The sequence below is a fragment of the Rhizobium sp. 05L419 genome, assembly GCF_056397845.1.
The window spans coordinates 122,808-146,772 of sequence record NZ_JBFTOF010000009.1 but is presented as its reverse complement, the minus strand read 5'-3'; the positions used below and the strand labels follow the sequence as shown (position 1 = coordinate 146,772).

Here is a 23,965-nt window from a genome sequence, read left to right as displayed (position 1 = left end):
CACAACCAGAACCCAAGGAAACGCCGTAAAACGCTGGTGTTTACCCTTGTGTTCCTTCATTGGAGAACTTGATGAGCCCCACCGCAGTCGAAAAGCGCAGAATGGCCCCGCTCGCCACCCCGACCGATCTGAAAAGCAATGCCATCCAGGACATCTCTGGTGCCCTTGCAGCGCTGCTTGCCGATACCTTCGCAATCTACATGAAGACCAAGAACTTCCACTGGCATATGTCGGGGCCGCACTTCCGCGATTATCACCTGCTCCTCGATGAGCACGCTGACCAGATTTTCGCGATGACGGATGAGCTCGCCGAACGCGCCCGCAAGATCGGCGGCACGACGCTGCGCTCGATCGGCCATATCGGTCGCCTGCAGCGCATCAACGACAACGACGCCGACTATGTGACGCCGGAGGACATGCTGGCGGAACTGCGCGATGACAACAAGCAGCTCGTCTCGCTGCTTCGCGAGACCCACGAGGTGTGCTCCGAACACAATGACGTCGCGACCACCAGTCTTCTGGAGAACTGGATCKACGAGGCCGAGCGTCGTACGTGGTTCCTGTTCGAGATGACCCGGCAGCCGAAGTAAAGTCAGCCGGCACGGGCGCCCAGCAAACGCGTGGGCGTCCATCCAAGGTTCATACCGGCCGCGGCGAGAAGAATGACTGCCGCCCCCGCAATCTGCAGCGGCTGCAGCGCATGGCCGAAAGCGAGGCGGTCGACGAGGATCGCCGCGATCGGGTAGATGAACGACAGCGAGCCGGTCAGCGGGATCGGCAATTTCTGGATGGCGCCGTAAAGCAGAACATACATCAGCCCCGTGTGGACGATACCCATGGTGGCAAGAAGCGACCACGTCCCGCTGTCTGTCGGCAGGCTCGAAAAATCCGTCATCGGCAACAGCATGACGACGCCGGTCGAAACCTGGATCAGCGCGATCAAGTGCGGCGGCGTTCCCCTCAGGTGCTTCGCCGCAAGAGCCGCCAGCGCGTAGAAGAAGGCGGCGCCCAGCGCCATGGCGATGCCGATTCCGTAGTCGCCCGCCAGTCCACCGGTCTGCGACTTGGCCTCCACGATCGCCGCCATGCCGGCAAAGGCGAGCGTCAGCCAGAAGAGTTTCGTTACAGTGATCCTTTCCCGCAGGAACAGCGCGCCGAGCGCCAGCAACATGAACGGCTGCGTGTTGTAGACGGTCGTCGCAATCGAGATCGAGGCATGGCTGTAGGAGGCGAAGAGCAGCAACCAGTTGAGCACGATCGCAACCCCGCCGAAGATCGCGACCACGAACGCCCTGAGGCTGATAGCCCCAGGCCTCAGCAAACCCATCAGGGCGCAGACGGCGAGAAGGCTGAGCGCGCCGAACAGGCAGCGCCAGAAGACGACACCGCTTACCGGCTGGGCCGACATCACGACGAACCAGCCGATCGTCCCGGAAATCAGCATCGCTGCCGTCATTTGCGCCGTGCCCCTGCGGATATCGCTCTGCATCGCTCGTCTCCATTCCCCAAGGCATGCAGAATATTGCGGTCGCCGTCGGCTTTATATAGAATCGCGGAGGTAATTCAGCTTGATTGCCTAATAATGTGAGGATAAATGCCGGTCGTTTCTAATAATGATATCGATGACGTGGATCAGCTCATCCTTGAGGCGCTGGCCGGTGATGCGCGCATGTCTTTGAAAGAACTGGCGCAAGCGGCCGGCCTGTCGTCGCCGAGCGCTGCCGAGCGTCTGCGCCGGCTGGAAGAGCGCGGCGTGATCAAGGCCTTCACGATCGACATCGATCCTGCGGCCGTCGGCTACCCCTTGCAGGCGATCGTCCGGGTTCGGCCGCTGCCCGGGCAACTGCACGTCGTCCAGCGGATCATCGAGGAGACGCCAGAGTTCGTCGAATGCGACAAGGTTACCGGCGACGATTGCTTCGTCGCACGCCTCGTCGTTCGCTCGATGGTGCAGCTCGACGCTATCCTGGACAAGGTCGCGGAAAAGGCAGAAACGAGTACGTCGATGGTCAAGGCGTCACCGGTCAAGCGCCGCCTGCCGCCGCTGGCTTAGAAATCGGCCATTGGCGAAAGCATGGCCGGCGCATCGAGCGCCACAGGAAAATCAGCCTTGATCATGAACCGCGTTGCGCCGTCCAGCGGCTCCGGTTTACCCGTCCAGGCGAGCTTATCCGGACGGAACAGCACATCCGCGACATCAGGTCGAACGTCCAGTCCGCCGAGAATTGCGGCGAGCGAGGGGATCGTCTGCGCCACGACATCCAGCAATATGAACCGCCCCGCGCCGTCCGTCTTCCAGGCGATGACCGCCTGCTCGGCCTCGAGCCAGCTTAGCTGGATGTCGGTATCGAACTGCGTATTGATCAGAAACATCGCAGCACTTTCGCATACGGCAAATCCGTCCGAGACCGGGGTGCGGGTTTCGAGCGCCCCTTGCAGCAGCGTGAGATCGCCCGGCGTCGATGGATCGAGAGATCGCGACGGCGTTCCCGCTCGCGTCGGCGCGGGTGCCGCACCGGTGTGGAGATGGAGCGGCAGCGAGTGGAAGCCATATGGCTCATAAAGTGCCGGCTTGTCGGTATAGAGCACGATCGCCTCGAAGCCCCCGGTCTCGCACCATCCGAGAGCCCTCTGCGTCACGTCGCGATACAGCCCGCGCCCGCGCCAGGCCGGCCGCACGGCGCCGGATTGGAACGCCGCCGCCCGGACCATGCGTCCATTGATCATCAGCGGCATGGCAAAGGCGGCGAGATTGGCAACCAGCGTACCGTTTGCGTCGAACCATCCGAACGGCCTGCAGGACGGGTCCGGCCCGCCGAGCCGTTGCAGCGGATCGATATCGATGCCGAACGTATCCTGAAGCAGTGCAACGAACGCCGTCCATGCAGCCCCCTCGGCAAAATAGTCCTGCCTGAAGGTCAGTCCGGGATGGTTGTTCGTTCTGTCGTTCATACGCCGGTGGAGCCGAAGCCGCCGGCGCCGCGCGCCGTGGCACTCGCTTGCTTGATCTCGCTCACCCGGGCCTGGATCACAGGCGCGATCACCATCTGGGCAATCCGCATCCCACGGCTGATCTCGATCGGTTCCTCGCCGAGATTGACGAGCAGCACCTTCACCTCGCCGCGATAATCGCTGTCGATCGTCCCAGGCGTATTCAGGCAGGTGATGCCGTGCTTGAAGGCGAGGCCGGAGCGCGGACGAATCTGTCCCTCGAACCCGTCGGGGATTTCGAAGACGAAGCCGGTCGGGACCAGCACTCGCTTGCCGGGGGCCAGAACCATCGGCGCGCCTTCCTCGGCGGCAGCGCGCAGGTCCATGCCGGCAGCACCTTTGGTTTCATAGGCGGGAAGCTCCAGGCCCCCGCCATGCGAAAGGCGGATGAGATTGAGCGTCGGACGGGTATCGGTGTGAATGGTCATCCGTCATTACTTTGCGCCCAGGGAGCCAAGGTCAATTGCAATGGCGGTCTAAAATCGCTAGATACGCGGCAATTCCACAGGATTCACATCATGGCTGAAAGTCTCGCCGAGGCGGTTTCCCGCCGCCGCACATTCGCTATTATCGCGCACCCGGACGCCGGTAAGACCACGCTCACCGAAAAGCTGCTACTGTTCGGCGGCGCCATCCAGCTCGCCGGTGAAGTCAAGGCGAAGAAGGACCGGATCCAGACCCGCTCGGACTGGATGAAGATCGAGCGAGAGCGCGGCATCTCGGTCGTCACCTCTGTCATGACCTTCGAATATGAAGGCAACGTCTTCAACATCCTCGACACGCCGGGCCACGAAGACTTCGCGGACGACACCTACCGCACGCTGACGGCGGTCGACGCCGCTGTCATGGTCATCGACGCCGCCAAGGGCATCGAGCCGCGGACACTGAAGCTGTTCGAAGTCTGCCGCATGCGGGATATTCCGATCATCACCTTCATCAACAAGATGGACCGCGAAAGCCGCGATCCCTTCGAGATCCTGGATGAGGTCGAGGAAAAGCTTGCGCTCGACACCGCCCCGATCACCTGGCCCATCGGCCGCTCCAAGACCTTCTGCGGCTCCTACCATTTGGCCGACAACACCGTTCGCGGCTCCGATACCGAGGTGAAGCCTACCAAGGTCAACGGACCACAGAGCGTCGCCGACCGCCTGCCGGAAAACGAGCGCGCCGTTTTCGTCGAGGAGACGGAACTGGCTATCGAGGCCTGCCGCCCCTTCGACCGCGAGGCCTTCCTTGAAGGCCACCTGACCCCTGTGTTCTTCGGCTCGGCACTTCGTAATTTCGGTGTGCGCGATCTCATCAACGCGCTTGGCGAGTTTGCGCCGCCGCCGCGCGACCAGGTCGCCGACGTGCGAACCGTCCATGCGACAGATGACAAAATGACGGCCTTCGTCTTCAAGATCCAGGCCAATATGGACCCGAACCACCGCGACCGCATCGCTTTCGCCCGCATCTGCTCGGGCAGGCTGGAGCGCGGCATGAAGGCGCGTCTTGCGCGCACCGGCAAGCAGCTCGGGCTGACAGCGCCGCAATTCTTCTTCGCCTCGCAGCGCCAGCTTGCCGACACCGCCTATGCCGGCGATGTCGTCGGCATCCCCAACCATGGCACGCTGCGCATCGGCGATACGCTGACCGAAGGCGAGGCTCTGGTGTTTCAGGGCGTGCCGAACTTCTCGCCGGAAATTCTCCGCCGCGTCCGCCTCGAAGATGCGATGAAGGCAAAGAAGCTCAAGGAAGCCCTGCAGCAGATGGCCGAGGAGGGCGTCGTGCAGCTATTCTCGCCGGAAGACGGTTCGCCGGCCATCGTTGGCGTCGTCGGCGCCCTTCAGCTAGACGTTCTGAAAGAACGCCTGCAGGCGGAATACGGCCTGCCGGTCTCCTTTGAAATGTCGCGCTTCTCCGTCTGCCGCTGGATCTCGGCCGATCAGCCGGCGGATCTCGACAAGTTCCTGACCGTCAAGCGCGGCGATATCGCCCGTGATCTCGATGGCGATCCGGTGTTCCTCGCGCAGGACAGCTTCTCGCTACGCTACGAGTCCGAGCGCCATCCGGCGATCAAGATGGTGGCGATTAAGGAATATCACGTCGCCAAGGCCGCGTGATATTCCATCAGATATAGCGCTATGCCATAGTGCCCGCGTCAAATTGGAGCGCATCATGGTCCGCGAAAATGAAATCCGTGAAAACGAAGTCGTCGTCGACGCGCCCGCGCCGACCGATGCCGGTCTGGTTTTCATAGGCCGGATTTCAACACCCTGGACTTCGCGCATGGAAACGCCGCGCCAGGGCCGGCATGATGGGCCGATTTGCCGGATCGAGATTTTCGAGCCGTGGGTCCAGGCCCTTCGGGGCGTGGACGCCTTCGAGCGGCTGGAGGTCCTCTACTGGCTTGATCGCTCGCGGCGCGATCTGGTGCTGCAAAGCCCAGCCCGCAACGGCAAGGTACATGGGACTTTTTCGCTGCGATCACCGGTTCGCCCGAACCCGATCGGAGCTTCCATCGTCAAGCTTGAGGCGGTGGAGGGCCCGAACCTGCTTGTGCGCGGGTTGGATTGCCTCGACGGCACGCCATTGCTGGATCTGAAGCCGGATCGCACTCTGTTCAAAGCGATCGCGCCGCCGTAGCCGGGCGATTTCCAGACCGGCGACGACGGTGCGGCGCATTGTTGCCAGAAGGCCTGAGGATCAGTCGACGGCAACCATGACGTCCGAAGCCTTGACGACTGCATAGGCATCGGAGCCGACGGCGATGCCGAGGTCATCGACGGCCTCGTTGGTGATTGGCGCCGTCACGATCGAGCCGCCGCCAATATCGATGCGGACATGCGCGGTGGTCGCGCCCTTCGTGACCTCGATCACCTTGCCCTTCAGTTGGTTGCGCGCGCTGATTTTCATGAGACATCTCCTCGTGTGCAGGGGCAACCGTAGCGGCTCATCGCCTCCGCCGCTATCTCACTCGCCGCGTGGATAGCGCTGGTTTTCCTCAAGCACGTTGAGGTCCATGTGGTTGCGCATGTAGCGTTCGGACGCCTTCTGCAACGGCTGGTAGTCCCAGGGATAATAGGCGCCGTTGCGCAGGGCTTCATAAACCACCCAGCGCCGCGCCTGGCTCTCGCGCACCGCGCCATCGAAGGCTTCGAGGTTCCATCGCGTGCCGGCCTGTTGCGAGAGCATCGCCAGCGTCTCGGCATAGGCAGCATCGCCGGCAAGGTTTGTGAGCTCCTTCGGATCGGCCTCGAGATCGAACAGCATCGGCGGGTCCTTGACGCAAAGCGTAAGCTTGAAGCGACCATCGCGCAGGCAGACGAGCGGCGCTTCCGAGCCCTCGGCGGCATACTCCATCGGCACCGGGCCACGGCCGCCCGTTCCCATGGCCAGCGGAGCAAGATCCTCGCCATCGGTCCATGGCGCAAGCTTCGTGATGTCGATCCCGGCAAGCGCTGCCAGCGTCGGCGTCACGTCGAGCGTCGACACCGGTTGATCGACAAGTCTTGGCTTCCAGCCGGGCGCGGCAATAATCAGCGGCACGCGCGACGAGCCGTCGAAGAAGCACATCTTGAACCAAAGCCCGCGTTCGCCGAGCATATCCCCGTGGTCGGAAACGAACAGGATGATCGTGTCCTCGGCCATGCGGCTGCGTTCGAGCACGTCGAGAATTTCGCCGACCTTCTCGTCGATATAGGAGATGTTGGCGAAATAGCCGCGACGCGCCCGGCGAACCTGCTCCGGCCTGATTTCGAAGGCATCCTGGTCGCAGGCCGTGAGCAGGCGCTGCGAATGCGGATCCTGCTCATCGAACGGGATTGTGCCGACCTCGGGATCGAGCGCCGGGCAATCCTCATAGAGGTCCCAGAACTTCCGGCGGGCAACATAGGGGTCGTGCGGATGCGTGAAACTCACTGTCAGGCACCAGGGCCGGTCGTCCTGGCGGCGCGAGAGGTCATAGAGCTTGCGGGTCGTGTTGTAGGCGACCTCGTCGTCATACTCCATCTGGTTGGTGATCTCGGCAACTCCGGCACCCGTCACCGAGCCGAGATTGTGATACCACCAGTCGATGCGCTCGCCGGGCTTGGTGTAGTTAGGCGTCCAGCCGAAGTCGGCCGGATAGATGTCGGTGGTCAACCGCTCCTCGAAACCGTGAAGTTGATCGGGTCCGACGAAATGCATCTTGCCGGAGAGGGCCGTGTGGTAGCCGGCAGCGCGCAGATGATGCGCGAAAGTCGGAATGTCGGAGGCGAACTCGGCGGCATTGTCGTAGACGCGCGTCCGGCTGGGCAACTGCCCGGACATGAAGGAAGCCCGCGCCGGCGCGCAGAGCGGGCTTGCCGTATAAGCATTGGCGAAACGCACGGAGCGCTTCGCCAATGCTTTTAGATGCGGCGCGTGAAGAAATTCGGCCGGACCGTCGGGAAACAGCGTTCCGTTGAACTGGTCGACCATCAGGATGAGGATATTCGGGCGCGCCATGCGGAGTTGTCCTTGAAGTATCAAAGGCCGAGGGAGGCCTTAACTGCGTCCGGTCCGGGCTTGCCGTCAAGCGTCGTTACGCCGGAGAGCCAGGGTTCGATCGCTTTCGGGTTCGCTTTCAGCCAAGCTGTGGCGGCAGTCTTCGGGTCCTCGCCGCCGAGGATCGATCCCATCAGCGCATTTTCCATGCCGATCTCGAACTTCAGGTTCTTTATCAGCACCGCTGCATTCGGGCATTTTTCCGTCCAGCCGGTCCGCGCCAGCGTGTAGACTTCGGCACCGCCAAAATTCGCACCGAAATAGGCGTCACCGCCCGAAAGATATTCGATCGAGAATTTCTCGTTCATCGGATGCGGTGCCCAGGCGAGAAAGACGACGGCGCCCTTGTCCTTCGAGGCGCGGTCGACCTGCGCCAGCATCGGCTGCTCCCCTGATTCAACCAGTTCCCAGTCCTTGAGGCCGAAGTCGTTGGCGTCGATCATCTTCTGGATGCTGGAATTGGCGGGCGCCCCCGGCTCGATGCCGTAGATCTTGTGGTCGAATTCGTCGGCATGCTTCTGCAGGTCCGCGAAATCCTTGATCCCCTTCTGCGCGACATAGGTCGGCACAGCGAGCGTGAACTTTGCGCCTTCGAGGTTCTTGTTCATCACCTCGATTGCCTTTGCCGCGGTCAGATCGTCGATGAAGGCCTTCTGCGCCGGCATCCAGTTGCCGAGGAAGACGTCGATCTCGCCGTTCTTCATCGACTGGTAGCCGATCGGGACGGAGAGCGTCTTCACGTCAGGCTCGTAGCCGAGCGCCGTCAGGATGACGCTGGCCACGCCGTTGGTGGCGGTGATGTCGGTCCAGCCCGGATCGGACATGCGGATCACCTTGCACGAGGTGTCATCGGCAGCCGCTGCTGCTCCCAGCGCAAGGGTGGAGAGCATAACGCCCGCCGCAAGACGGCGGACTGCAGAAATTCCTGTCATCGCGGTTCCCCTTTTTTGTCATTTGATCGTTTTATTGAACAGCACTATCCTTCTCCCTGTGAAGGCTGCATTTTTCGATGGTTCCCAAAAGGATTTTTTATGGCAAAGCGTCGCGTCGATCTCGGTTGGATGCGTATATTTGCTGAAATCGGCAGAGCAGGAAGCCTCTCATCGGCGGCCAGCCTGCTCGGCCTGACCCAGCCTGCCGTCAGCTACCAGATCCGCAGGCTCGAGGAGCAACTGGGCGTCAGCCTGCTCAAGCGGCAGCATCGTGGCGTCGAGCTGACGCCTGCCGGCCAGCGCCTGTTGGATATCGTCGCAAGAAGTGTCGGCGAGATCGATCAGCTTGCACGAAGGCTGAGAAGCGAAGTCGAGCGGCCATCGATCAGGCTGCACACCGACTATGCCTTCTCCTCGCTTTGGCTCATCCCGCGCATGCATGCCTTTCGGCTGATCTATCCGGACATGGACATCCAGATCGTCGCGACACAACGTATGGAGCGTGAGCTCTCGGATGAAGGCGATGTCGCCGTCGTGTTCGGCACGCGGGCCGCGCTCGGACAGGAGGCCAGGTTGCTGCTGCCGGAGAAGGTCGCGCCGGTCTGCAGCCAGCGTTTTCTCGATCGCAACGGTCCCTTCGATACGCCGGCCGATCTGGCGCGGGGTCGCCTCATCCATCTCGACACGGCGGCGCCGTCGCCATGGTTCGACTGGCGAAGCTATTTCGCCGAGCTTGACGTCGGCCGCGATGCCTATGTCGGGCAGGGCGATCTCAGTTTCAACACCTACTCGCTGGTCGTGCAGGCCGCGCTCGGCGAGCAGGGACTGGCGCTCGGCTGGATGGGCCTTGTCGATTCGCTCCTGGCATCCGGTATCCTGGCGGTTGCGGGTCCGGCAATAGAGGCACCCGATCGGGGGTACTGGCTGCTGCAGCCGAAGGCACGCACCCCGCAGGGCGATCAGCTCACCGCCTGGCTCGTGGGCGAGGCAGGCATCGCTTGAGGGTCGCCGTCAGGCTGCCAAATCACCGAGGAAGTCGTCGCACCAGCGCGACACATCATGCTCCAGCAGATAGTCCATCATCCGCTGCCAGCGCTCCCGGCGCTMGTCGAGCGGCATACTTAAGGCGCGGGACAGCGCGTTGGACGTGCCGACCATATCGTATGGGTTGACGAGCAACGCCCCTTTCAGTTCGCGCGCAGCTCCCGCAAAACGCGACAGAACCAGCACGCCCGGATTTTCCGGATCCTGGGCGGCGACGTATTCCTTCGCCACGAGATTCATGCCGTCGCGAAGAGGTGTGACGAGGCCAACCTTTGCGAGACGGTAGAGACCCGCCAGGATCGGCCGGCTGAGCGAGCGGTTGATATAGCGGATCGGCACCCAGTCAACCGTCCCGAGCGCACCGTTGACGCGCCCGGCCTGTTCGGCGACGGTGCGCTGCATCTTCTCGTACTCCGGCACTTCGGAACGCGACTTCGGCGTCACCTGCAGATAGGTCACCTGGCGCTGGTGAGCCGGGTTGCTCAGCACGAAATGCTCGAACGCATCGATCCGCTGCGTGAGGCCCTTGGAATAGTCCAGGCGGTCGACGCCGATGATCAGGTCTCGGCCCACGATGCTCTGGGCTGCCTTGCGGACCATGCTGTGGCTGACGGCCTTCCTCGCAAATTGCGCGAAAGCCCTCGTCTCGATGCCGATGCCGTAGGCGCCGCCTTTGAAAACCTTGTCGCCCGAGGTGAAACGGCCATCACCGATCGCGTCGCCCATTTCTTCGCGGCGCAGGCAGCCGGCAAAGTTCTCGAGGTCATGATCCGTCTGGAAGCCGACGAGGTCGTATGCGGCAAGCCCGCGCATGATCTCTTCGTGAACGGGCATGGCGGCGAGCACATCGGCCGGTGGCCAGGGGATGTGATGGAAGAAGCCGATGCGGTTCTTGATGCCAATCTGCCGAAGCTCGGCGGCGAGCGGGATCAGATGATAGTCATGGATCCAGATCGTGTCGTCGGGTTTCAGCAGCGGCGCCAGCCGATGCGCGAAGAAGCGGTTGACGCGGAAGTACCCCGCCATCTCCAGGCGCCCGTATTCCGCCAGATCGAGCCGGTAGTGGCAGATCGGCCAGAGCACGCGGTTGGCGAAGCCGAAATAGTATTCGTCGACATCCTTGTCGGTGAGATCGGTGAGCGCAAAAGTGATCTTGCCGTCGTCCTGCAGGGAGAGCGGTCCCGGCTCGTTGTCGCCGCTGGATTTGCCCGACCAGCCCATCCAGATGCCGCCACGCTGCTGCAAGGCGGCTTGCAGCGCCACGGCAAGTCCACCGGCGGAAGCTGCTGCTCCGCCCTTCTCGGGAACGGGGACACGGTTGGAAACAACGACGAGACGGCTCACTTGGGATTCCTTTCAACGGCGATGGCAGCGGAGGCGACACCGTTCGTCAAACGGCGATCTGCGCGATCAGTTCCCGCAACGTCACGGAGGAGTGCAATGTCAGGGATGCGGCTGTGCCGACCAGCGGCGGGCCGACACGGATCGAGTACCCGTTGTGGCGATTGGCGACGTGGAACATCGCCTCGTCGGTAATGTCGTCGCCGATCGCGATCGGGCGTCTGCCTGAAAACGGAGGCCGAGAAAGGAATGTATCGATGGCGCGTCCCTTGTCGGCGCTGGACGGCCGGATCTCCAGAACCATCTTGCCACGCTGCAGCGTCCAATTCTCTCCGGCCCTTGCGAGAAACGCCCCCATCAGCGGCTCGAGCTCGGGCTGCCGTTCCGGTGCACGGCGGTAATGGGCTGCGACGGCCGCCCCCTTGTCTTCGATCAGGACACCGTCAAGGTCCACCGTCGCTGCGCGCAGATCCGATTTCAGTTGCTCGAACTCAGGCGTCGTCTCGGCCCTGGCAGTGTCACCGTCGGCCTGACGCAGTTCGGCGCCATGAAGCCCGGCGATCGGAAACCGGTATGGTGCAAAGAGCTGGTCCGCGTAGGCAAGGGCTCGTCCGGTGATCAGCGCCAACGCCCCCCCGAGCCTTTGCGCCAGCGTGTCGAGTTGTGATGGAAGCCGTTCCGGGACAACGATCCCGTCAGGCGTGTCTGCCAGGTCGAGCAACGTTCCGTCGATATCCAGAAACAGGGCGTAGTCGTCGGACGACGATGAGAGCGCGCGAAACAGTAATTCCTGCCCGGAAGCCTGGTGCGGCTTCGGGGCGTTGAAAGGCAGTTTTTGGTATGACATGAGGATTAACTATGGCAGCGATTGCGCGAAACAACCCCAAAAGGCTGTAGGGCATCCCTGAGTGCAGCACTGGATGCAGGCTTTTGCTACTCAATCCGCCGGCGAGGCGGGGCCATGTGCAGCGTAGAATGCCTTGGCATCTGCCGTGAATGCCGCACGTTGATCGGCCCGCGTATAGAACATATGACCGCCGCGATAGACATCTAGCGCGACCCGTCCGCCGGCAAGCGATGTGGGCAGGTGATCGACGACATAGCGGCTGACGCCATAGGGGGTGACGAGGTCGCTGTAGCCGTGGGCAATCAGCAGTCGGAACGAAGGGTTGGATGCGAGCTGTTGCCTGATGTCGTCGGTAATGCTCGCCTGCAGGCGCGAGCCGCCGCCGCGCCCGCCCCATTCCCATTGGCGGTTCACGTCGCTGTCGAGCAGCGCGTAGGTCATCTCGGTCTTGAAGCCCAGTTCGTTTCGGGCGTAGTTAGCAAAAGCGCCGCCATAGGCACGGGTAAAGCCGTCCAGGATGGCGTCGTCTCCACGGGAATCGTTGGATTCGGGGTAGGGGTCCGGTGTTGTAAACGCCGCATCATAAGGGCTCGCCACGAGGCCGTCGTGCTTGCCCAATTGCTTGGTGTAAACATTTCCGAGAAAGCCCCGGTTCTTTTCCACCACGTCCTCGGCAATGCCCGTCATGGCGGCGATTTTGGCATAGAACGCCTTGGCCGCGTCGCCCGTCGGTGGTGCGCCCGCCAGCGTCGTCAGATAGTCGCCCAGCGCGAAGCGTTCCGCCTCGCGCTGGCGTGTTTCGTCGAAGGCGTCGCGCCGATCCATTTCGGCGGCGGCCAGGGAGGGGAATTCCAGTGCCGCACCCAGCGCGAACTGGTCGGCGCCAAACATCAGCTGTCCTTCGATCAACGGCGAAAGCATGACAGTGCCGGAAACGATGATGCCCTGACTCTCCTTCAGGGCGTTTGCAACTTTCGCCGCGCGGAATCCGCCGTAGCTTTCACCGAGCAGGTATTTAGGCGAGGAGGCGCGATCGTTGTGTGCCACATAGAGCGCGATCGCCTTGGCGATGCTTTCGGCGTCGGAATTCACATTGTAGTACTTGGAGGCGTCGTCCGCCTTGACGGTCCGGCTCCAGCCGGTTCCAATCGGGTCGATCAGGACGAGATCGGTGAAGTCGAGCCAGCTGTGCGGGTTGTCGACCAGCTTTGCCCCCGCGCCGTCATCGCCCTTCTCTCCGAAATCCATAATCTTCGGCCCGACAAGGCCAAGGTGCAGAAAGGCAGACGCTGCACCCGGTCCGCCGTTGAAGGCAAAGGTCAGCGGTCGGTCTGCGCCGCCGTCCTTCTTGACGTAGGCGGTGTAGAAAATGGCGGCAGTCTGCGCGCCGTCCTGGCCGAAGAGATTGAGCGTTCCAGCCGTTGCCGTATAGGCAAGCTTGCGCCCGCCGATTGTCATCTCGTGCTGCGTGACGGAATCGGATGGCAGCAGCCTCAAAACCCCTTCACGGGTCTCGCCGGGAACGGGTCCGCTTCCCTCTGCATACGATAGGGTCGGTGCAAGCGCTGCAAGCAGCGCCGCGAGCAGGACGGCGGATCGAAAGCGCACGAGTATTCCTCCGGCAGATTGCAATCATTCCATCCAGCCTAGCATCGGCGGCGGGAAGACTGGATCAACAGATGGTGATGTCAGCAGTCAGTCGGTCTTTTCGACCGTGCGCGCATCGACATAGAGGGCGCGGCCGGCGTTCCATCCGTTAATCGCCGCCCCCACCCCGAGCACGACGAACAAAATGGCACACCAGGCAAAACTCCCGGTCCAGCCGCGGATCAGCCCGACGATCAGCGGTCCGATCGCTGCAAGCAGATAGCCGACGCATTGTGCCATGCCGGAGAGATGCGCCGCCACATGCGGGTCGCGAGAGCGCAACACGATGGTGGTCATCGCAACCGCAATCAGACCGCCCTGGCCTATCCCCTGCAGGACCGCCCATATCCACACAGTCGACAGGGGCGCGAAAAGCAGCCCGAGAAGCGCCACGACGGCGACCCCGCAGAGCGACGCGTTGATAAGCCGCTGATCCTTGCCCCTGACGGCAATCTGCGGGGCGACGAGACAGGCGGCCGCCTGCACCATGACGGACACGGAGACGATGGCGCCAGCCGTGACGCCGTCGAGACCGAGTTCGCGCAGGATGGGAACAAGCCAGCCGAAGACGCAATAGGCGAGCGCCGATTGCAGCCCCATGAAGAGCGTCACCTGCCATGCGAGGCGGTCGCGCCAAAGCCCTTCGACGGAAAAGCCGCTGCGCTTGACCTCCGACTTCATCGACAGCACTTGAGGCAACCAGATCAGCGCGACGATAAGGGCGGGCAGCGCCCATACTGCGAGCGCTCCGGCCATCGACCCACCGAGCGCCTTTTCGAGCGGCAGCGTGAAGCCCGCGGCACTCGCCGCGCCGGCACAAAGCGCCATGGTGTAGAAACCGGTCATCAGCGCGGCGCGATCGGCAAAGTCGCGCTTGACCAGTCCGGGCAATAGTACGTTGCCGACGGCGATGCAGGCGCCGGCAAGCGCGGTACCGAGAAACAGCAGCGGAATGGACGACATTCCCCTCAGCGCCGTACCAAGCGCCAAAAGGAAGAGCACGCCGAGAAGCGTGCGTTCGGAGCCGATGCGCTGCGCGAGCCGCGGCGCCAGGGGCGACAAAGCCCCGAGGCAGACCACCGGCAACGTCGTGAGCAGGCTGGCGCCGAGAGCCGACAGCCCGAGCTCGCTGCGGATCTCGGGAAGCAGCGCCGATGCGCTGGAGAAAACCGGACGCAGATTGAAAGCGATCAGGACGAGGCTCGCCCCAAGCAGAAACCGCGCCGCCGGGCTTTTGCCAGAAGGTGGCTGCGGCTGCGGTACGCTATCGGCTTCGGCATCGATCAGCTGTTCGTCCGCGAGGTCGTAGACGCGGGCGGTATCTTGCAAGGGTGAGGTCACGAAAGGATCATCCGGTCGAGGGCGTTGATGACGGGGGCCATGAAACGGCGCACCGCCGCATCCGCCTTTTCCGGATCGCCAGTCGCGATTGCCTCGATAATATCGGCATGCGCCTGCATATCGGGTTCAGGAATATCCTCGCCAAGCGTTGCCTCGATGGTCCCGGCAATGGAGGCGGAGAAGAAGTTGTAAATTTCGATCATCGCCCGGTTGCCGGACGCGGCAATGACCGCTTGGTGAAAGGCAAGGTCTCGCGCGACAAAGGCCGCCTTGTCGCCGCCCTCGAAATTGCCGCGCTGCGCAAGCAGGGTGCGGAGCGTCGCCACGGTCTGCGGCGTTTGCCGGACAGCCGCCAGCCGCGCCGCCTCGACATCCAGTGCGCAGCGCGCTTCGAACAGGTCGCGCAGACCGGCTCTCCGCGCCATTGTCAGCGGAAGTGCAGTATCGGTGGTCGACAGGACGTATGTTCCAGAGCCTTGCCGGGTCTCGAGAAGGCCTTGCGAAGCGAGCACGCGAACCGCCTCGCGGATGGTTCCCCGACTGACGGATAACATGGCCGACAGGGTCGCCTCGTTGGGCAGCTTGTCGCCGACGGCCCAGCGCTTCGAGAATATCTCGCCGCGTATCGCCTCAATTGCGGTGTCTGCAAGATTGATTTTCGTGAGCGCCTGCATGGATTACTCATAAAGTCATCAGATGACTTTATGAGTAATCGGGCGGGGTGCGTTTGTCAATCTCTACCCGAAACGGAAAAGGGCCGCACGAAGCGACCCTTTCCATGAGTTTTGGCCTGTAATCTGGCCGGACCGCTTTGGCGATCCAAAGGAAGGCGGGTTCAGAGCGAGGGCTGCCTCGCCTTCATCACCACTTCCATGCCCGTTACGAGGTCCGAAATCTCATTAGACATTGGATCACCTTCCTTTCGTTCTGTTGTCGATGGGTAAAAGGTACGTCGATTCGTGCGAGATGCAAGGCAGAATCTTGATGCTGTGAAAATAGCAACCTTGAGGTGACGTGCGTTTTGTCGCGGGGCAAAGCAGCATCCGCCGATCCAGCAGGCGGGATCGGGGAAGATAGGCAACTCCGGCCGCGGCGATCGGCCTCGCCATCTCGCAAGGAGGTTTGCTATGTGGTTTCCACTTAGCATCACGTTTAGGGTAAGAAAAACCCGGACCGGCTGGCCGGTTCGACAAGCCGGGCGAATTAGTGCGCGGCTTTGATGAAAGTCCCGTTCTGCAGCTCCTGCATCGCCTGCATGATCTCTTCGCGCGAGTTCATCACGATGGGGCCGTGCCAGGCTACCGGCTCCTCGATCGGCTTGCCTGACACCAGCAGGAAGCGGATGCCCTCGTCGCCCGCCTGCACGGTGACCTCATCGCCGCTGTCGAAAACGACAAGCGTCCGGTTGCCCGACATGTCGCGGATGTTCAGTTCCTCGCCGTTGACTTCCTTCTCCACGCGCACGCCGAAGGGCTTAGAGGCATCGCGGAAAGTCCCCGAGCCGGCGAAGATGTAGGCGAAGGCATTGCGGTAGGTATCGACCGGCAGGCGCTTCTTCTTGCCTGGCGGCACAGACACGTCGAGATAGATCGGCTCGGCGGACACGCCGTCGACGGGCCCGGCTTTGCCCCAGAAGTCGCCACAGATGACGCGGATGGCCGTGCCGTCGTCATCGACGACAACAGGAATATCGGCGGATTTGACGTCCTGATAGCGCGGCGCGGTCATTTTCAGCGAAGAGGGCAGGTTGGCCCAGAGCTGAAAACCATGCATGCGCCCGGCAAAATCGCCCTTCGGCATCTCCTGATGCATGATGCCGCTGCCAGCGGTCATCCACTGGATGTCGCCCGCGCCGAGCAGGCCGCGATTGCCGAGGCTATCGCCGTGCTCCACGGTGCCGGCGAGAACGTACGTAATCGTCTCGATGCCGCGATGCGGGTGCCAGGGAAAGCCGCGAATGTATTCCGCCGGATTGTCGTTGCGGAAATCGTCCATCATCAGGAAGGGGTCGGTCAGCGAAGGGTCGCCGAAACCGAAGACGCGATGAAGCTTTACGCCGGCGCCTTCCATGGTCGGAGTTGCGGTGCTCATATGCTTTACGGGACGGATCGACATGGCATCCTCTCAACGGTTCTAGTTGGCGGCGACTATAGCTGTCCTGGCCAACCCCGCGAAGTCCGGCGGCAGTAGAACGCACTGTTCACAAAAGAAGATGCTGCATTGCGGAAATTGATCGCCCACGGCGTCAGAAATTTGTCATCTTCCGCTTGCAAGTAGGGGCAGTGTTTAGGTCTTATTAACCATCGGATTCGACAATAGTCGTTGCGTTTCAGCATTCTCCCGCCACAGGCAGGGCGGGTTGCGGAGTGGATGAGCATGTGTCGCTGGGCAGCCTATCGCGGAACCCCTCTCTATCTCGAAGAGCTGGTGTCGTCGCCCGCGCATTCCCTGATCGAACAGTCGCATTGCGCTACCCGCGCCAAGACCGCGACCAACGGAGACGGCTTCGGCATCGCCTGGTACGGCGACCATCCCGAGCCCGGCCGTTACCGCGACACGCTGCCGGCCTGGTCGGACTGCAACCTGAAGAGCCTGGCGCGGCAGATCCGTTCTCCGCTCTTCCTGGCGCATGTGCGCGCCGCAACCGGCGGCGGTACCCGGCGCGACAACTGCCATCCTTTCACCTTCGACAACTGGTCGTTCATGCACAACGGCCAGATCGCGGGCTTCGAGCGTCTGCGGCGGTCGATGGAGGCCATGCTCCACGACGACCTGTTCAATGCCCGTGGCGGCACCACCGATTCCGAGCTGATGTTCCTGCTCGCCCTGCAGTTTGGTCTTCGCCAGACGCCGATGGCGGCCATGGCCGAAATGATCAGGTTTGTCGAAGGGCTTGCCGAAAACATCCTCGGATCGGCGCTGGTGCGCTACACCGCCGCTTTCTCGGACGGCAAGTCGCTATATGCGATCCGCTATGCAACGGACCGCAAGGCGCCGACGCTCTACGCCTCGCCGGTCGGTAAAGGGTACTGCCTCGTGTCCGAGCCGCTAAACGACGATATCGATGCCTGGGCGGAGATTCCGGATGGCAGCGCCGTGACGCTCGGCGCAAACGGATTGGATATCGCGCCCTTCGGCCCCGAGCCCGTCATGGCAGGGCCCGCACCGATCGTCATCCCTGCCTGAGCCGCTCGGCGATCAGCGTCGCAAGCTTTGCCGCAACCTCTTCCTTCGAAAGATCGGGCCATTGCTCGATGCCGCTGCGGCTCACGATCTTCACCCTGTTGCGGACGCCGCCCATGATGCCGGTGGCCGGCGAAACGTCGTTCGCGACGATGAGGTCGGCGCCCTTGCGCTCCAGCTTCGCCTTGGCGTTGTTGTCCACGTCCTGGGTTTCCGCCGCAAAGCCGATCACCAGCTTCGGCCGCATCGTGTGGTGGCCGACCGTCTTTAGAATGTCGGGGTTTTCCGTCAGCGCCAGCGTCGGTATGGATTCACCCGGATGCTTCTTGATCTTCTGATTCGAGGCCGAGGCCACGCGCCAGTCGGCAACGGCTGCGACCATCACGGCGATATCGGCCGGAAGCGCCGCGAGCACTGCGTCGCGCATTTCGTCGGCGCGTTCGACATGCACGACCTTGACGCCGAAAGGATCGGGAATCGCGACGGGGCCGGAGACCAGCGTCACCTCAGCGCCAAGCCTTGCGAGTGCCGCAGCGATGGCGTGACCCTGCCGGCCGGAGGAACGGTTCGCGATATAGCGCACCGGGTCGATCGGCTCGTGGGTCGGTCCTGAGGTGACGATAGCCTTGCGGCCGGCCAGGAGCTTAGGACGATTATCGAGAATCGCCTCAGCCGCCGCGACGACATCGAGCGGTTCGGCCATCCGGCCGACGCCGGCCTCCCGGCTTTCCGCCATCTCGCCGGCCATCGGTCCGACAAAGCGAATGCCATCATGCTTCAGTGTCTGCACGTTTCGTTTCGTTGCTGCATGCACCCACATGTGCGGGTTCATCGCAGGCGCGGCCAGAACGGGCTTATCCGTTGCCAGCAACACCGTCGAGGCGAGATCGTCTGCAAGCCCGGCTGCCATTTTTGCGAGCAGATCAGCCGTCGCCGGCGCGATCAGCACGAGGTCGCAATCCCGTGCTAGCCTGATATGGCCGACATCCTGTTCGTCCTGGCGCGAAAACAGATCGGTGTAGACATGATCGGCGGCAAGTGCCCCGACCGCGAGCGGCGTCACGAACTCCTGTGCGCCCTTGGTCATCAGCGGACGGACGGATGCGCCGCGTTCCCGGAGCCGCCTTATCAGGTCGAGGCTCTTGTAGGCCGCAATGCCGCCGGAGACGATGAGAAGGATGCGTTTGCCGCTGAAAACCATAGCTCTTGTCCGTCGCACGTAAGACTGTGCCAGACCCTAAGCCTTTGGCGGATAATAAGCAATCGGCGCCGATCAGGCCGGTTGTCGTTTGCCGACGTTGCTGAAGATGGCAATCGCCATGCCGACGCCTGCAAGCTGCAGCAGCGAGCCGCCCGCTTCCGCCACGGTTGGCAGCCGCTGCTCGAACACGAAACCGAAGATCAAGCCGAACACGGTTTCTGCGACGATGAGCTGGGCGGCAAGGGCAAGCGGCAGGCGTCTGGAGGCGATCATCCAGAGAAGAGTCGCCAGCCATGCGCCGGCAAGCCCCATGATCAGCGACCACAAGACGAAGCGAAGAAGATCGACGTCCGTGTAGGCGAGCGATGTGTTGATCGACGTCATGGGAATGAGGACAAGGCTGCCGAGCCCGGCGCCGATGCCCTGAAGGCCGGTCCACTGCAGAATGTCGGGAGCGTCCGCCGATTGCATTGCCGCCGTGCTCGCCAGGCCGTAGATCACCCACAGAACAAGGCCAATGCCGGCAGAGCCTATGCCGAGAACGAGCATGCTCCGATCGCCCGCGGGAGCTGCTGCGAAAACGGAGACGTTGACCCACGCAATGCCGGCGGCAATCAGCCCGAGGGGAGCCACAAGCAGCTGCCAGGAGACCGAACGATCGCGCAGATTGGCGATCAGCGCCAGAAGCACCGGCATCGTGCCGATCACCAGCGGCGGAATGGCGGCGCCTGCAAAACGCACCGCGTAGGCCACGCTGACGAAATATCCGACATAGCCGATGCCGCCGAGAAGCAGGGCGGTGATGACGAGCCGCGGCTTGATGCCGCGCGGCCGGAAGCGCGGATGCACCATCAGCAACACGCTTGCCAGCGCGAACAAGCCGTAGCGGGCAACCGTCAGATCCAGTGTCGTAAACGGCGCGATGGCCCTGGGCACCACAAACGTCAATCCCCACAGGGCGCAGGTTGCTATGCCGCAAAGAATGCCGATCAGCATGGGGTTCTCCGGAGTGGCGGGCTCTGCTCGGGGCGGCAAGGGATAGGAGCGGCAACGGGACGCGGGATTTCACTATGCCGGAAGGTCCGCCGAGGCAAGCGCCTGGCTGCGACATCGACGAGGCGATCTCGACGCGCCTGTCGATCAAGCGCCGCCCAGGGACGACGACGACGTACAGGGCCGCCGGCGTCAAACCGGCGTGACATCGCGATAGCATTGTGCCATGGACGACAATATGGGGATGATGCGGCGCTTGTTGCGGGATAGGGTGTCTGCCAGCGCCGTCGCGGTGCTGGTCGCCTGCCTGCTGTTGATCCAGGGCCTTCTCGCGGGCACGGCGCAGGGTGCGATGGCGGCATCCGCTGCCGATCCCTTCCATGTCATCTGCTCCATGTCCGGAACCGGCTCCGTCGATCAGTCCGGCCACGACAACGCGCCGCTCAAGAAGGTACCCGAGTGCCCGTGCGGCACGCTTTGCCGCTTGGCAGCGGGTGCCATGCCGGCGATCCTTGGCGGGCAGAGCGGCTCCCTCTACCTCGCTGTCGAAACCGCGATCGACAGTGTCTTTCCGGAGGAGCATGTCTCCTCGCCTGTCTTGCGCGGTTTGATCGGTCAACCCCGCGCCCCACCCCCTTCCGCCTGACGCTATGTTGCAGCCGACACCGCGAGACCCGCCGCGTCGGCCCCGATCTTTTCACGTTAGGAAATACTCATGTCCGATCTCTCCATCGGTCGCGAGAGCACAGGCGCTGCCGTGCGATCCGCATCCGACCTCTACCGCGCCGTCTGGCGCTGGCATTTCTACGCAGGCCTCATGGTCCTGCCTTTCATGATCACGCTCGCGATATCGGGCGCACTCTATCTCTTCAGGGACGAGATCGATGCGGCCGTCTATTCCGACCTGAAGCGCGTCGAGGTTCAGGAAGGAGTGGCGCAGGTTGCGCCGTCCGCTATGGTGGCAGCCGCGCTTGCCGCACATCCGGGAACGGCGATGAAGTTCACCGAACCGGTTTCCTCGTCAGGCTCCGCGGAGATCACGGTCGACACCGAGAGCGAGGGCAAGCTTGCCGTCTATGTGGATCCCCATACGGGCAAGGTTCTTGGTGCCTTGCCCGATCGCGGAACGATCATGTGGACGATCCGCTACCTGCACAGTTTGAGGTACTTCGGCTCGTTTGCCCGCGCCCTTACCGAGATTGCCGGCGGCTGGTCGATCCTTCTCGTCGGCACCGGCATCTATCTCTGGTGGCCGCGCAAACAGACGGGAGGCGTGGTCAGTGTTCGTGGAACGCCGAAGCGCCGCGTATTCTGGCGCGACACCCACGCCGTCACAGGCATCTTCGTCGGCTTCTTCATCGTCTTTCTGGCAATCACCGGCATGCCGTGGTCCGGTGTATGGGGAGACAAGGTCAACGAATGGGCGAACGGCAGCAACTTCGGTTATCCCGCCGGTATCAGGACCGCCGTACCGATGTCCGACGAACATCTGGACCACATCGCGAAGACCTCGTGGTCTCTCGAACAGGCGCAGATCCCGCAATCGACGACCCATCAACATGGCGCGGCACTGATCGGGCTGGATGAGGCCGTCGTTACCTTCGACCGCCTGGGTCTACATCGCGGCTATGCCGTGAATATCCCCAACGCGCCGGCCGGCGTCTACACCGGCTCTGTCTATCCGGATGACGTCTCCCAGCAACGCGTGGTGCATCTGGACCAGTATTCCGGACAACCGCTCATCGACATGAGCTATGCGGATTACGGCCCTCTCGGCAAATGGCTTGAATGGGGCATCAACGTCCACATGGGCCAGCAGTACGGGCTGGCGAACCAGCTCGTACTGCTCGCGGCCTGCATCGCGATCGTCATCCTCGCCGTCTCCGCGGGCGTCATGTGGTGGAAGCGCCGCCCGGCCGGCTCGCTCGGTGTGCCGGCGATGCCGTCCGACAGGCGCGCGCTCAGGGGCCTGCTCGCCATCCTCGTCATCGGCGGGATCGTCTTCCCGCTCGTCGGCCTGTCTCTCGTTGCCATGCTGGCATTGGACTGGCTGTACCTCAAAACGGCAAGGCCGCGATCGATCTGAAAGGGGAAGGAGGCGCCCGGGCCGAGGCGCCTCACCGAGGCAGAAACCTGTTTTGAAGGCTGCGGAAGAGAGCCGCCGCGGCCTTTCTCGTGCGACTCCTTGTGGCCTCGCGTCTCAGAGGTTGCTCATCCCGCCATCGATGACAAGTTCGCTGCCGACAATGTAGGCAGCCTCGTCGGAGGCAAGGAAGACGATGGTCTTGGCGACTTCGCTGGCATCGCCAAAGCGGCCGACCGGGATTTGCGACTGGATCTGGGCGGCCATTGCCTTGGAGTCGGCGTCCGACATGCCGAGCTTGCTATAGAGCGGTGTTGCGATGGGGCCGGGGCTGACCGCGTTGACACGGATGCCGCGGCCGATGAGTTCGCCGGAAAGCGTCTTTGCCAGTGTCAGCAGAGCGCCCTTTGTCAGGGCGTACACGCTGGAATTCGGCATGCCGATATGGGCGTTGATCGAGGTGTTGAGCACGATCGAGGTCTGCTTCGAGAAGATCGGCAGCAGCGCCTGTATGAGGAAGTACGGCCCCTTCACATTGATCGCGATCGATTTGTCGAAGGCGGCTTCGCTCCACTGTCCGAGCGGACCAAACTCGGCGACCCCGGCATTAACGAAGAGGATGTCAAGGCGGTTGAAGGCATTCCCGATCGCCTCGGCCACAGCCTTCTGGCCTGCCGCGTTGCCGGCGTCCGCCTGGATCACGAGCGCCTTGTCGCCAAGCTCGGCGCGAGCGGCCTCAACGCTCCTGGCGCTGCTGCCGGTGATCGCGACGCGCGCGCCTTCGGCGATGAATTGACGCGCGGTTTCCAGCCCGATGCCGCTGGTGCCGCCGGTGATCAGTGCTGTCTTGTTCTGCAAGCGTGTCATGGTGCTGGTTCCTTTGCGGTCTTGTCTCGGGCTCGGAGCCCTTTGATATCTAGGGGGATGTGATCGGAAGCTGGTCGCGAGAATCTGCTCTCCTGCGGACGTATTTATCGGGAGCGGACAATCGCGGCTGTTGGTTTCAGGTGCGGGTGATCGAGGCGCCGCCGTCAACCAGCGAAGCTGTGCCGGTGACGAAGCTCGAATCGTCCGAAGCGAGGTAGAGGACCGAGCGGGCGAGTTCATCTGGCGCGGCAACGCGCTTCAGCGCATGTAGATTGGTGATGAAGCTCTGCTTATCCGACGTGTCGTTCATCTCGCGATACATGTCGGTGTCGACCGCCCCCGGCAACACGGCGTTGACGCGGACGTTCTGCTGGCCGAATTCGGCAGCGAGCGCCTGTGTCAGGCCGATTAGGCCCGATTTGCTGGCGGCATAGGCAGCGACACCGGGGAAAGCGAAGCTGTAGCCGACGAAGGTCGACGTGAAGATGACGGAGCCGCCGCCGTTCCTTTCCATCTGGCCGATCTGGTGCTTGGCTGCCAGGAACGACGCGGTGAGGTTGATCGTCAGCGCTTCGGCAAAGCCGGCTTCGGAAACGCCAGTGCTGGGGCCTGCTTCGCCAAGCGTGCCGGCATTGTTGAAGGCGACGTCGAGCTTGCCGTAGCGGTCGACGGCGGTGGCGACCAGCACCTTGTGATAGCCTTCCGAGCGGACGTCGCCGGCAACCGCGACGGCGTCACCGCCGGCTGCCTTGATCTCCTCGACAAGGCTCTCGAGTTCCGCCTGGCGGCGGGCGCCGACGACGACCTTCGCGCCTTCGGCAGCAAAGAGCTTGGCCGTTGCGCGGCCGATGCCGGAGCTTGCGCCGGTGACGATTGCGACTTTTCCATTCAAGCGATTCATTGATTCCATCTCCATTGTTGGGTCGCGGTGGCATTTGCCGTCCCTTTCGATGGGGGGAAGATGGCATTTTCTCTTCGTTCGGATTAGT

General features: G+C 62.7%; 25 protein-coding genes. 9 read left to right on the top strand and 16 right to left on the bottom strand.

Annotated elements, in window-relative coordinates:
- Positions 1–71 precede the first annotated feature (71 nt).
- A complete protein-coding gene (locus AC1DMK_RS14445; RefSeq protein WP_477859837.1) occupies positions 72–590 on the top strand; it encodes a Dps family protein in 519 nt (172 codons plus the stop codon).
- 2 nt (positions 591–592) lie between these two features.
- Here AC1DMK_RS14445 and AC1DMK_RS14440 read toward each other — a convergent pair whose 3' ends face one another.
- Positions 593–1,489: a DMT family transporter gene (locus AC1DMK_RS14440; protein ID WP_477859835.1), complete on the bottom strand. Its 897-nt coding sequence runs from the start codon at positions 1,487–1,489 to the stop codon at positions 593–595.
- Between the two features lie 105 nt (positions 1,490–1,594).
- Here AC1DMK_RS14440 and AC1DMK_RS14435 point away from each other — a divergent pair, with 105 nt between their 5' ends.
- Positions 1,595–2,053, top strand: coding sequence for an Lrp/AsnC family transcriptional regulator (locus AC1DMK_RS14435; protein WP_477859833.1), 459 nt, complete (start codon positions 1,595–1,597; stop codon positions 2,051–2,053).
- On the opposite strand, the gene AC1DMK_RS14430 is transcribed toward AC1DMK_RS14435, so the two are convergent.
- Together AC1DMK_RS14430 and dut are read right to left on the bottom strand one after the other, a co-directional pair.
- A complete protein-coding gene (locus AC1DMK_RS14430) occupies positions 2,050–2,952 on the bottom strand; it encodes a GNAT family N-acetyltransferase (protein WP_477859831.1) in 903 nt (300 codons plus the stop codon). The two genes, AC1DMK_RS14435 and AC1DMK_RS14430, sit on opposite strands and share 4 nt — an antisense overlap.
- Positions 2,949–3,419 carry a dUTP diphosphatase gene (gene dut / locus AC1DMK_RS14425; RefSeq protein ID WP_477859829.1) on the bottom strand — a complete coding sequence of 157 codons (471 nt, stop codon included), beginning with the start codon at positions 3,417–3,419 and terminating at the stop codon, positions 2,949–2,951. Before dut ends, AC1DMK_RS14430 begins: the two co-directional genes overlap by 4 nt.
- 90 nt (positions 3,420–3,509) lie before the next feature.
- Here dut and AC1DMK_RS14420 point away from each other — a divergent pair, with 90 nt between their 5' ends.
- Together AC1DMK_RS14420 and tsaA are read left to right on the top strand one after the other, a co-directional pair.
- Complete coding sequence (locus AC1DMK_RS14420) at positions 3,510–5,093, top strand: peptide chain release factor 3 (RefSeq protein WP_477859827.1); 1,584 nt, start codon at positions 3,510–3,512, stop codon at positions 5,091–5,093.
- 55 nt (positions 5,094–5,148) lie between these two features.
- On the top strand, positions 5,149–5,616 hold the full coding sequence (gene tsaA / locus AC1DMK_RS14415) for a tRNA (N6-threonylcarbamoyladenosine(37)-N6)-methyltransferase TrmO (protein ID WP_477859825.1): 468 nt from the start codon (positions 5,149–5,151) through the stop codon (positions 5,614–5,616).
- A 60-nt stretch (positions 5,617–5,676) separates the two neighbouring features.
- Here the strand turns inward: tsaA and AC1DMK_RS14410 are convergent, their stop codons facing one another.
- From AC1DMK_RS14410 to AC1DMK_RS14400, 3 genes are read right to left on the bottom strand one after another with little or no spacing between them, the layout of a single operon-like run.
- The gene (locus AC1DMK_RS14410; protein WP_477859824.1) at positions 5,677–5,886 is read right to left on the bottom strand and encodes a TOBE domain-containing protein; all 210 of its coding nucleotides are present in this window, start codon (positions 5,884–5,886) and stop codon (positions 5,677–5,679) included.
- 57 nt (positions 5,887–5,943) lie between these two features.
- The gene (gene betC, locus AC1DMK_RS14405; RefSeq protein WP_477859822.1) at positions 5,944–7,458 is read right to left on the bottom strand and encodes a choline-sulfatase; all 1,515 of its coding nucleotides are present in this window, start codon (positions 7,456–7,458) and stop codon (positions 5,944–5,946) included.
- Positions 7,459–7,478: 20 nt separating this feature from the next.
- Positions 7,479–8,429, bottom strand: coding sequence for a choline ABC transporter substrate-binding protein (locus AC1DMK_RS14400; protein WP_477859820.1), 951 nt, complete (start codon positions 8,427–8,429; stop codon positions 7,479–7,481).
- 99 nt (positions 8,430–8,528) lie between these two features.
- Here AC1DMK_RS14400 and AC1DMK_RS14395 point away from each other — a divergent pair, with 99 nt between their 5' ends.
- Positions 8,529–9,431, top strand: coding sequence for a choline sulfate utilization transcriptional regulator (locus AC1DMK_RS14395; protein WP_477859818.1), 903 nt, complete (start codon positions 8,529–8,531; stop codon positions 9,429–9,431).
- Positions 9,432–9,440: 9 nt separating this feature from the next.
- Here the strand turns inward: AC1DMK_RS14395 and otsA are convergent, their stop codons facing one another.
- The 6 genes from otsA to AC1DMK_RS14365 form a co-directional block, all read right to left on the bottom strand.
- A complete protein-coding gene (otsA, locus tag AC1DMK_RS14390) occupies positions 9,441–10,817 on the bottom strand; it encodes an alpha,alpha-trehalose-phosphate synthase (UDP-forming) (protein ID WP_477859817.1) in 1,377 nt (458 codons plus the stop codon).
- Between the two features lie 46 nt (positions 10,818–10,863).
- Positions 10,864–11,661 (bottom strand): trehalose-phosphatase, encoded by a 798-nt coding sequence (gene otsB / locus AC1DMK_RS14385; RefSeq protein ID WP_477859815.1) that lies wholly within the window; start codon positions 11,659–11,661, stop codon positions 10,864–10,866.
- 90 nt (positions 11,662–11,751) lie between these two features.
- Positions 11,752–13,269, bottom strand: a complete 1,518-nt coding sequence (locus AC1DMK_RS14380; RefSeq protein WP_477859814.1) for a S10 family peptidase — start codon at positions 13,267–13,269, stop codon at positions 11,752–11,754.
- An 87-nt stretch (positions 13,270–13,356) separates the two neighbouring features.
- The gene (locus AC1DMK_RS14375; RefSeq protein ID WP_477859812.1) at positions 13,357–14,649 is read right to left on the bottom strand and encodes a CynX/NimT family MFS transporter; all 1,293 of its coding nucleotides are present in this window, start codon (positions 14,647–14,649) and stop codon (positions 13,357–13,359) included.
- Complete coding sequence (locus tag AC1DMK_RS14370) at positions 14,646–15,323, bottom strand: FadR/GntR family transcriptional regulator (protein WP_037065595.1); 678 nt, start codon at positions 15,321–15,323, stop codon at positions 14,646–14,648. Before AC1DMK_RS14370 ends, AC1DMK_RS14375 begins: the two co-directional genes overlap by 4 nt.
- A 529-nt stretch (positions 15,324–15,852) precedes the next feature.
- A complete protein-coding gene (locus AC1DMK_RS14365) occupies positions 15,853–16,764 on the bottom strand; it encodes a pirin family protein (protein ID WP_477859810.1) in 912 nt (303 codons plus the stop codon).
- A 261-nt stretch (positions 16,765–17,025) separates the two neighbouring features.
- Between AC1DMK_RS14365 and AC1DMK_RS14360 the strand changes: the two genes are divergently transcribed.
- The gene (locus AC1DMK_RS14360) at positions 17,026–17,835 is read left to right on the top strand and encodes a class II glutamine amidotransferase (protein WP_037065599.1); all 810 of its coding nucleotides are present in this window, start codon (positions 17,026–17,028) and stop codon (positions 17,833–17,835) included.
- On the opposite strand, the gene coaBC is transcribed toward AC1DMK_RS14360, so the two are convergent.
- Together coaBC and AC1DMK_RS14350 are read right to left on the bottom strand one after the other, a co-directional pair.
- Positions 17,822–19,033, bottom strand: coding sequence for a bifunctional phosphopantothenoylcysteine decarboxylase/phosphopantothenate--cysteine ligase CoaBC (gene coaBC / locus AC1DMK_RS14355; RefSeq protein ID WP_477859807.1), 1,212 nt, complete (start codon positions 19,031–19,033; stop codon positions 17,822–17,824). The two genes, AC1DMK_RS14360 and coaBC, sit on opposite strands and share 14 nt — an antisense overlap.
- Before the next feature lie 72 nt (positions 19,034–19,105).
- Positions 19,106–20,029: a DMT family transporter gene (locus tag AC1DMK_RS14350; RefSeq protein WP_477859805.1), complete on the bottom strand. Its 924-nt coding sequence runs from the start codon at positions 20,027–20,029 to the stop codon at positions 19,106–19,108.
- Positions 20,030–20,103: 74 nt separating this feature from the next.
- Between AC1DMK_RS14350 and AC1DMK_RS14345 the strand changes: the two genes are divergently transcribed.
- From AC1DMK_RS14345 to AC1DMK_RS14335, 3 genes are all read left to right on the top strand, one after another.
- Positions 20,104–20,232 carry a hypothetical protein gene (locus AC1DMK_RS14345; RefSeq protein ID WP_477859803.1) on the top strand — a complete coding sequence of 43 codons (129 nt, stop codon included), beginning with the start codon at positions 20,104–20,106 and terminating at the stop codon, positions 20,230–20,232.
- A gap of 20 nt (positions 20,233–20,252) precedes the next feature.
- Positions 20,253–20,672: a hypothetical protein gene (locus AC1DMK_RS14340; RefSeq protein WP_477859801.1), complete on the top strand. Its 420-nt coding sequence runs from the start codon at positions 20,253–20,255 to the stop codon at positions 20,670–20,672.
- A gap of 69 nt (positions 20,673–20,741) precedes the next feature.
- Positions 20,742–22,112 carry a PepSY-associated TM helix domain-containing protein gene (locus AC1DMK_RS14335; protein WP_477859800.1) on the top strand — a complete coding sequence of 457 codons (1,371 nt, stop codon included), beginning with the start codon at positions 20,742–20,744 and terminating at the stop codon, positions 22,110–22,112.
- A gap of 114 nt (positions 22,113–22,226) precedes the next feature.
- Here AC1DMK_RS14335 and AC1DMK_RS14330 read toward each other — a convergent pair whose 3' ends face one another.
- Complete coding sequence (locus AC1DMK_RS14330) at positions 22,227–22,976, bottom strand: SDR family oxidoreductase (protein WP_037065607.1); 750 nt, start codon at positions 22,974–22,976, stop codon at positions 22,227–22,229.
- A 136-nt stretch (positions 22,977–23,112) separates the two neighbouring features.
- Positions 23,113–23,877 (bottom strand): SDR family oxidoreductase, encoded by a 765-nt coding sequence (locus AC1DMK_RS14325; RefSeq protein WP_037065609.1) that lies wholly within the window; start codon positions 23,875–23,877, stop codon positions 23,113–23,115.
- Positions 23,878–23,965 lie beyond the last annotated feature (88 nt).

Coding starts and splice junctions, on each gene's coding strand:
- AC1DMK_RS14440 (WP_477859835.1), bottom strand. CDS start 1,489: ATGCAGAGCGATATCCGCAGGGGCACGGCGCAAATGACGGCAGCGATG.
- AC1DMK_RS14435 (WP_477859833.1), top strand. CDS start 1,595: ATGCCGGTCGTTTCTAATAATGATATCGATGACGTGGATCAGCTCATC.
- AC1DMK_RS14430 (WP_477859831.1), bottom strand. CDS start 2,952: ATGAACGACAGAACGAACAACCATCCCGGACTGACCTTCAGGCAGGAC.
- dut (WP_477859829.1), bottom strand. CDS start 3,419: ATGACCATTCACACCGATACCCGTCCGACGCTCAATCTCATCCGCCTT.
- AC1DMK_RS14420 (WP_477859827.1), top strand. CDS start 3,510: ATGGCTGAAAGTCTCGCCGAGGCGGTTTCCCGCCGCCGCACATTCGCT.
- tsaA (WP_477859825.1), top strand. CDS start 5,149: ATGGTCCGCGAAAATGAAATCCGTGAAAACGAAGTCGTCGTCGACGCG.
- AC1DMK_RS14410 (WP_477859824.1), bottom strand. CDS start 5,886: ATGAAAATCAGCGCGCGCAACCAACTGAAGGGCAAGGTGATCGAGGTC.
- betC (WP_477859822.1), bottom strand. CDS start 7,458: ATGGCGCGCCCGAATATCCTCATCCTGATGGTCGACCAGTTCAACGGA.
- AC1DMK_RS14400 (WP_477859820.1), bottom strand. CDS start 8,429: ATGACAGGAATTTCTGCAGTCCGCCGTCTTGCGGCGGGCGTTATGCTC.
- AC1DMK_RS14395 (WP_477859818.1), top strand. CDS start 8,529: ATGGCAAAGCGTCGCGTCGATCTCGGTTGGATGCGTATATTTGCTGAA.
- otsB (WP_477859815.1), bottom strand. CDS start 11,661: ATGTCATACCAAAAACTGCCTTTCAACGCCCCGAAGCCGCACCAGGCT.
- AC1DMK_RS14370 (WP_037065595.1), bottom strand. CDS start 15,323: ATGCAGGCGCTCACGAAAATCAATCTTGCAGACACCGCAATTGAGGCG.
- AC1DMK_RS14365 (WP_477859810.1), bottom strand. CDS start 16,764: ATGTCGATCCGTCCCGTAAAGCATATGAGCACCGCAACTCCGACCATG.
- AC1DMK_RS14360 (WP_037065599.1), top strand. CDS start 17,026: ATGTGTCGCTGGGCAGCCTATCGCGGAACCCCTCTCTATCTCGAAGAG.
- coaBC (WP_477859807.1), bottom strand. CDS start 19,033: ATGGTTTTCAGCGGCAAACGCATCCTTCTCATCGTCTCCGGCGGCATT.
- AC1DMK_RS14350 (WP_477859805.1), bottom strand. CDS start 20,029: ATGCTGATCGGCATTCTTTGCGGCATAGCAACCTGCGCCCTGTGGGGA.
- AC1DMK_RS14345 (WP_477859803.1), top strand. CDS start 20,104: ATGCCGGAAGGTCCGCCGAGGCAAGCGCCTGGCTGCGACATCGACGAG.
- AC1DMK_RS14340 (WP_477859801.1), top strand. CDS start 20,253: ATGGACGACAATATGGGGATGATGCGGCGCTTGTTGCGGGATAGGGTG.
- AC1DMK_RS14335 (WP_477859800.1), top strand. CDS start 20,742: ATGTCCGATCTCTCCATCGGTCGCGAGAGCACAGGCGCTGCCGTGCGA.
- AC1DMK_RS14330 (WP_037065607.1), bottom strand. CDS start 22,976: ATGACACGCTTGCAGAACAAGACAGCACTGATCACCGGCGGCACCAGC.
- AC1DMK_RS14325 (WP_037065609.1), bottom strand. CDS start 23,877: ATGAATCGCTTGAATGGAAAAGTCGCAATCGTCACCGGCGCAAGCTCC.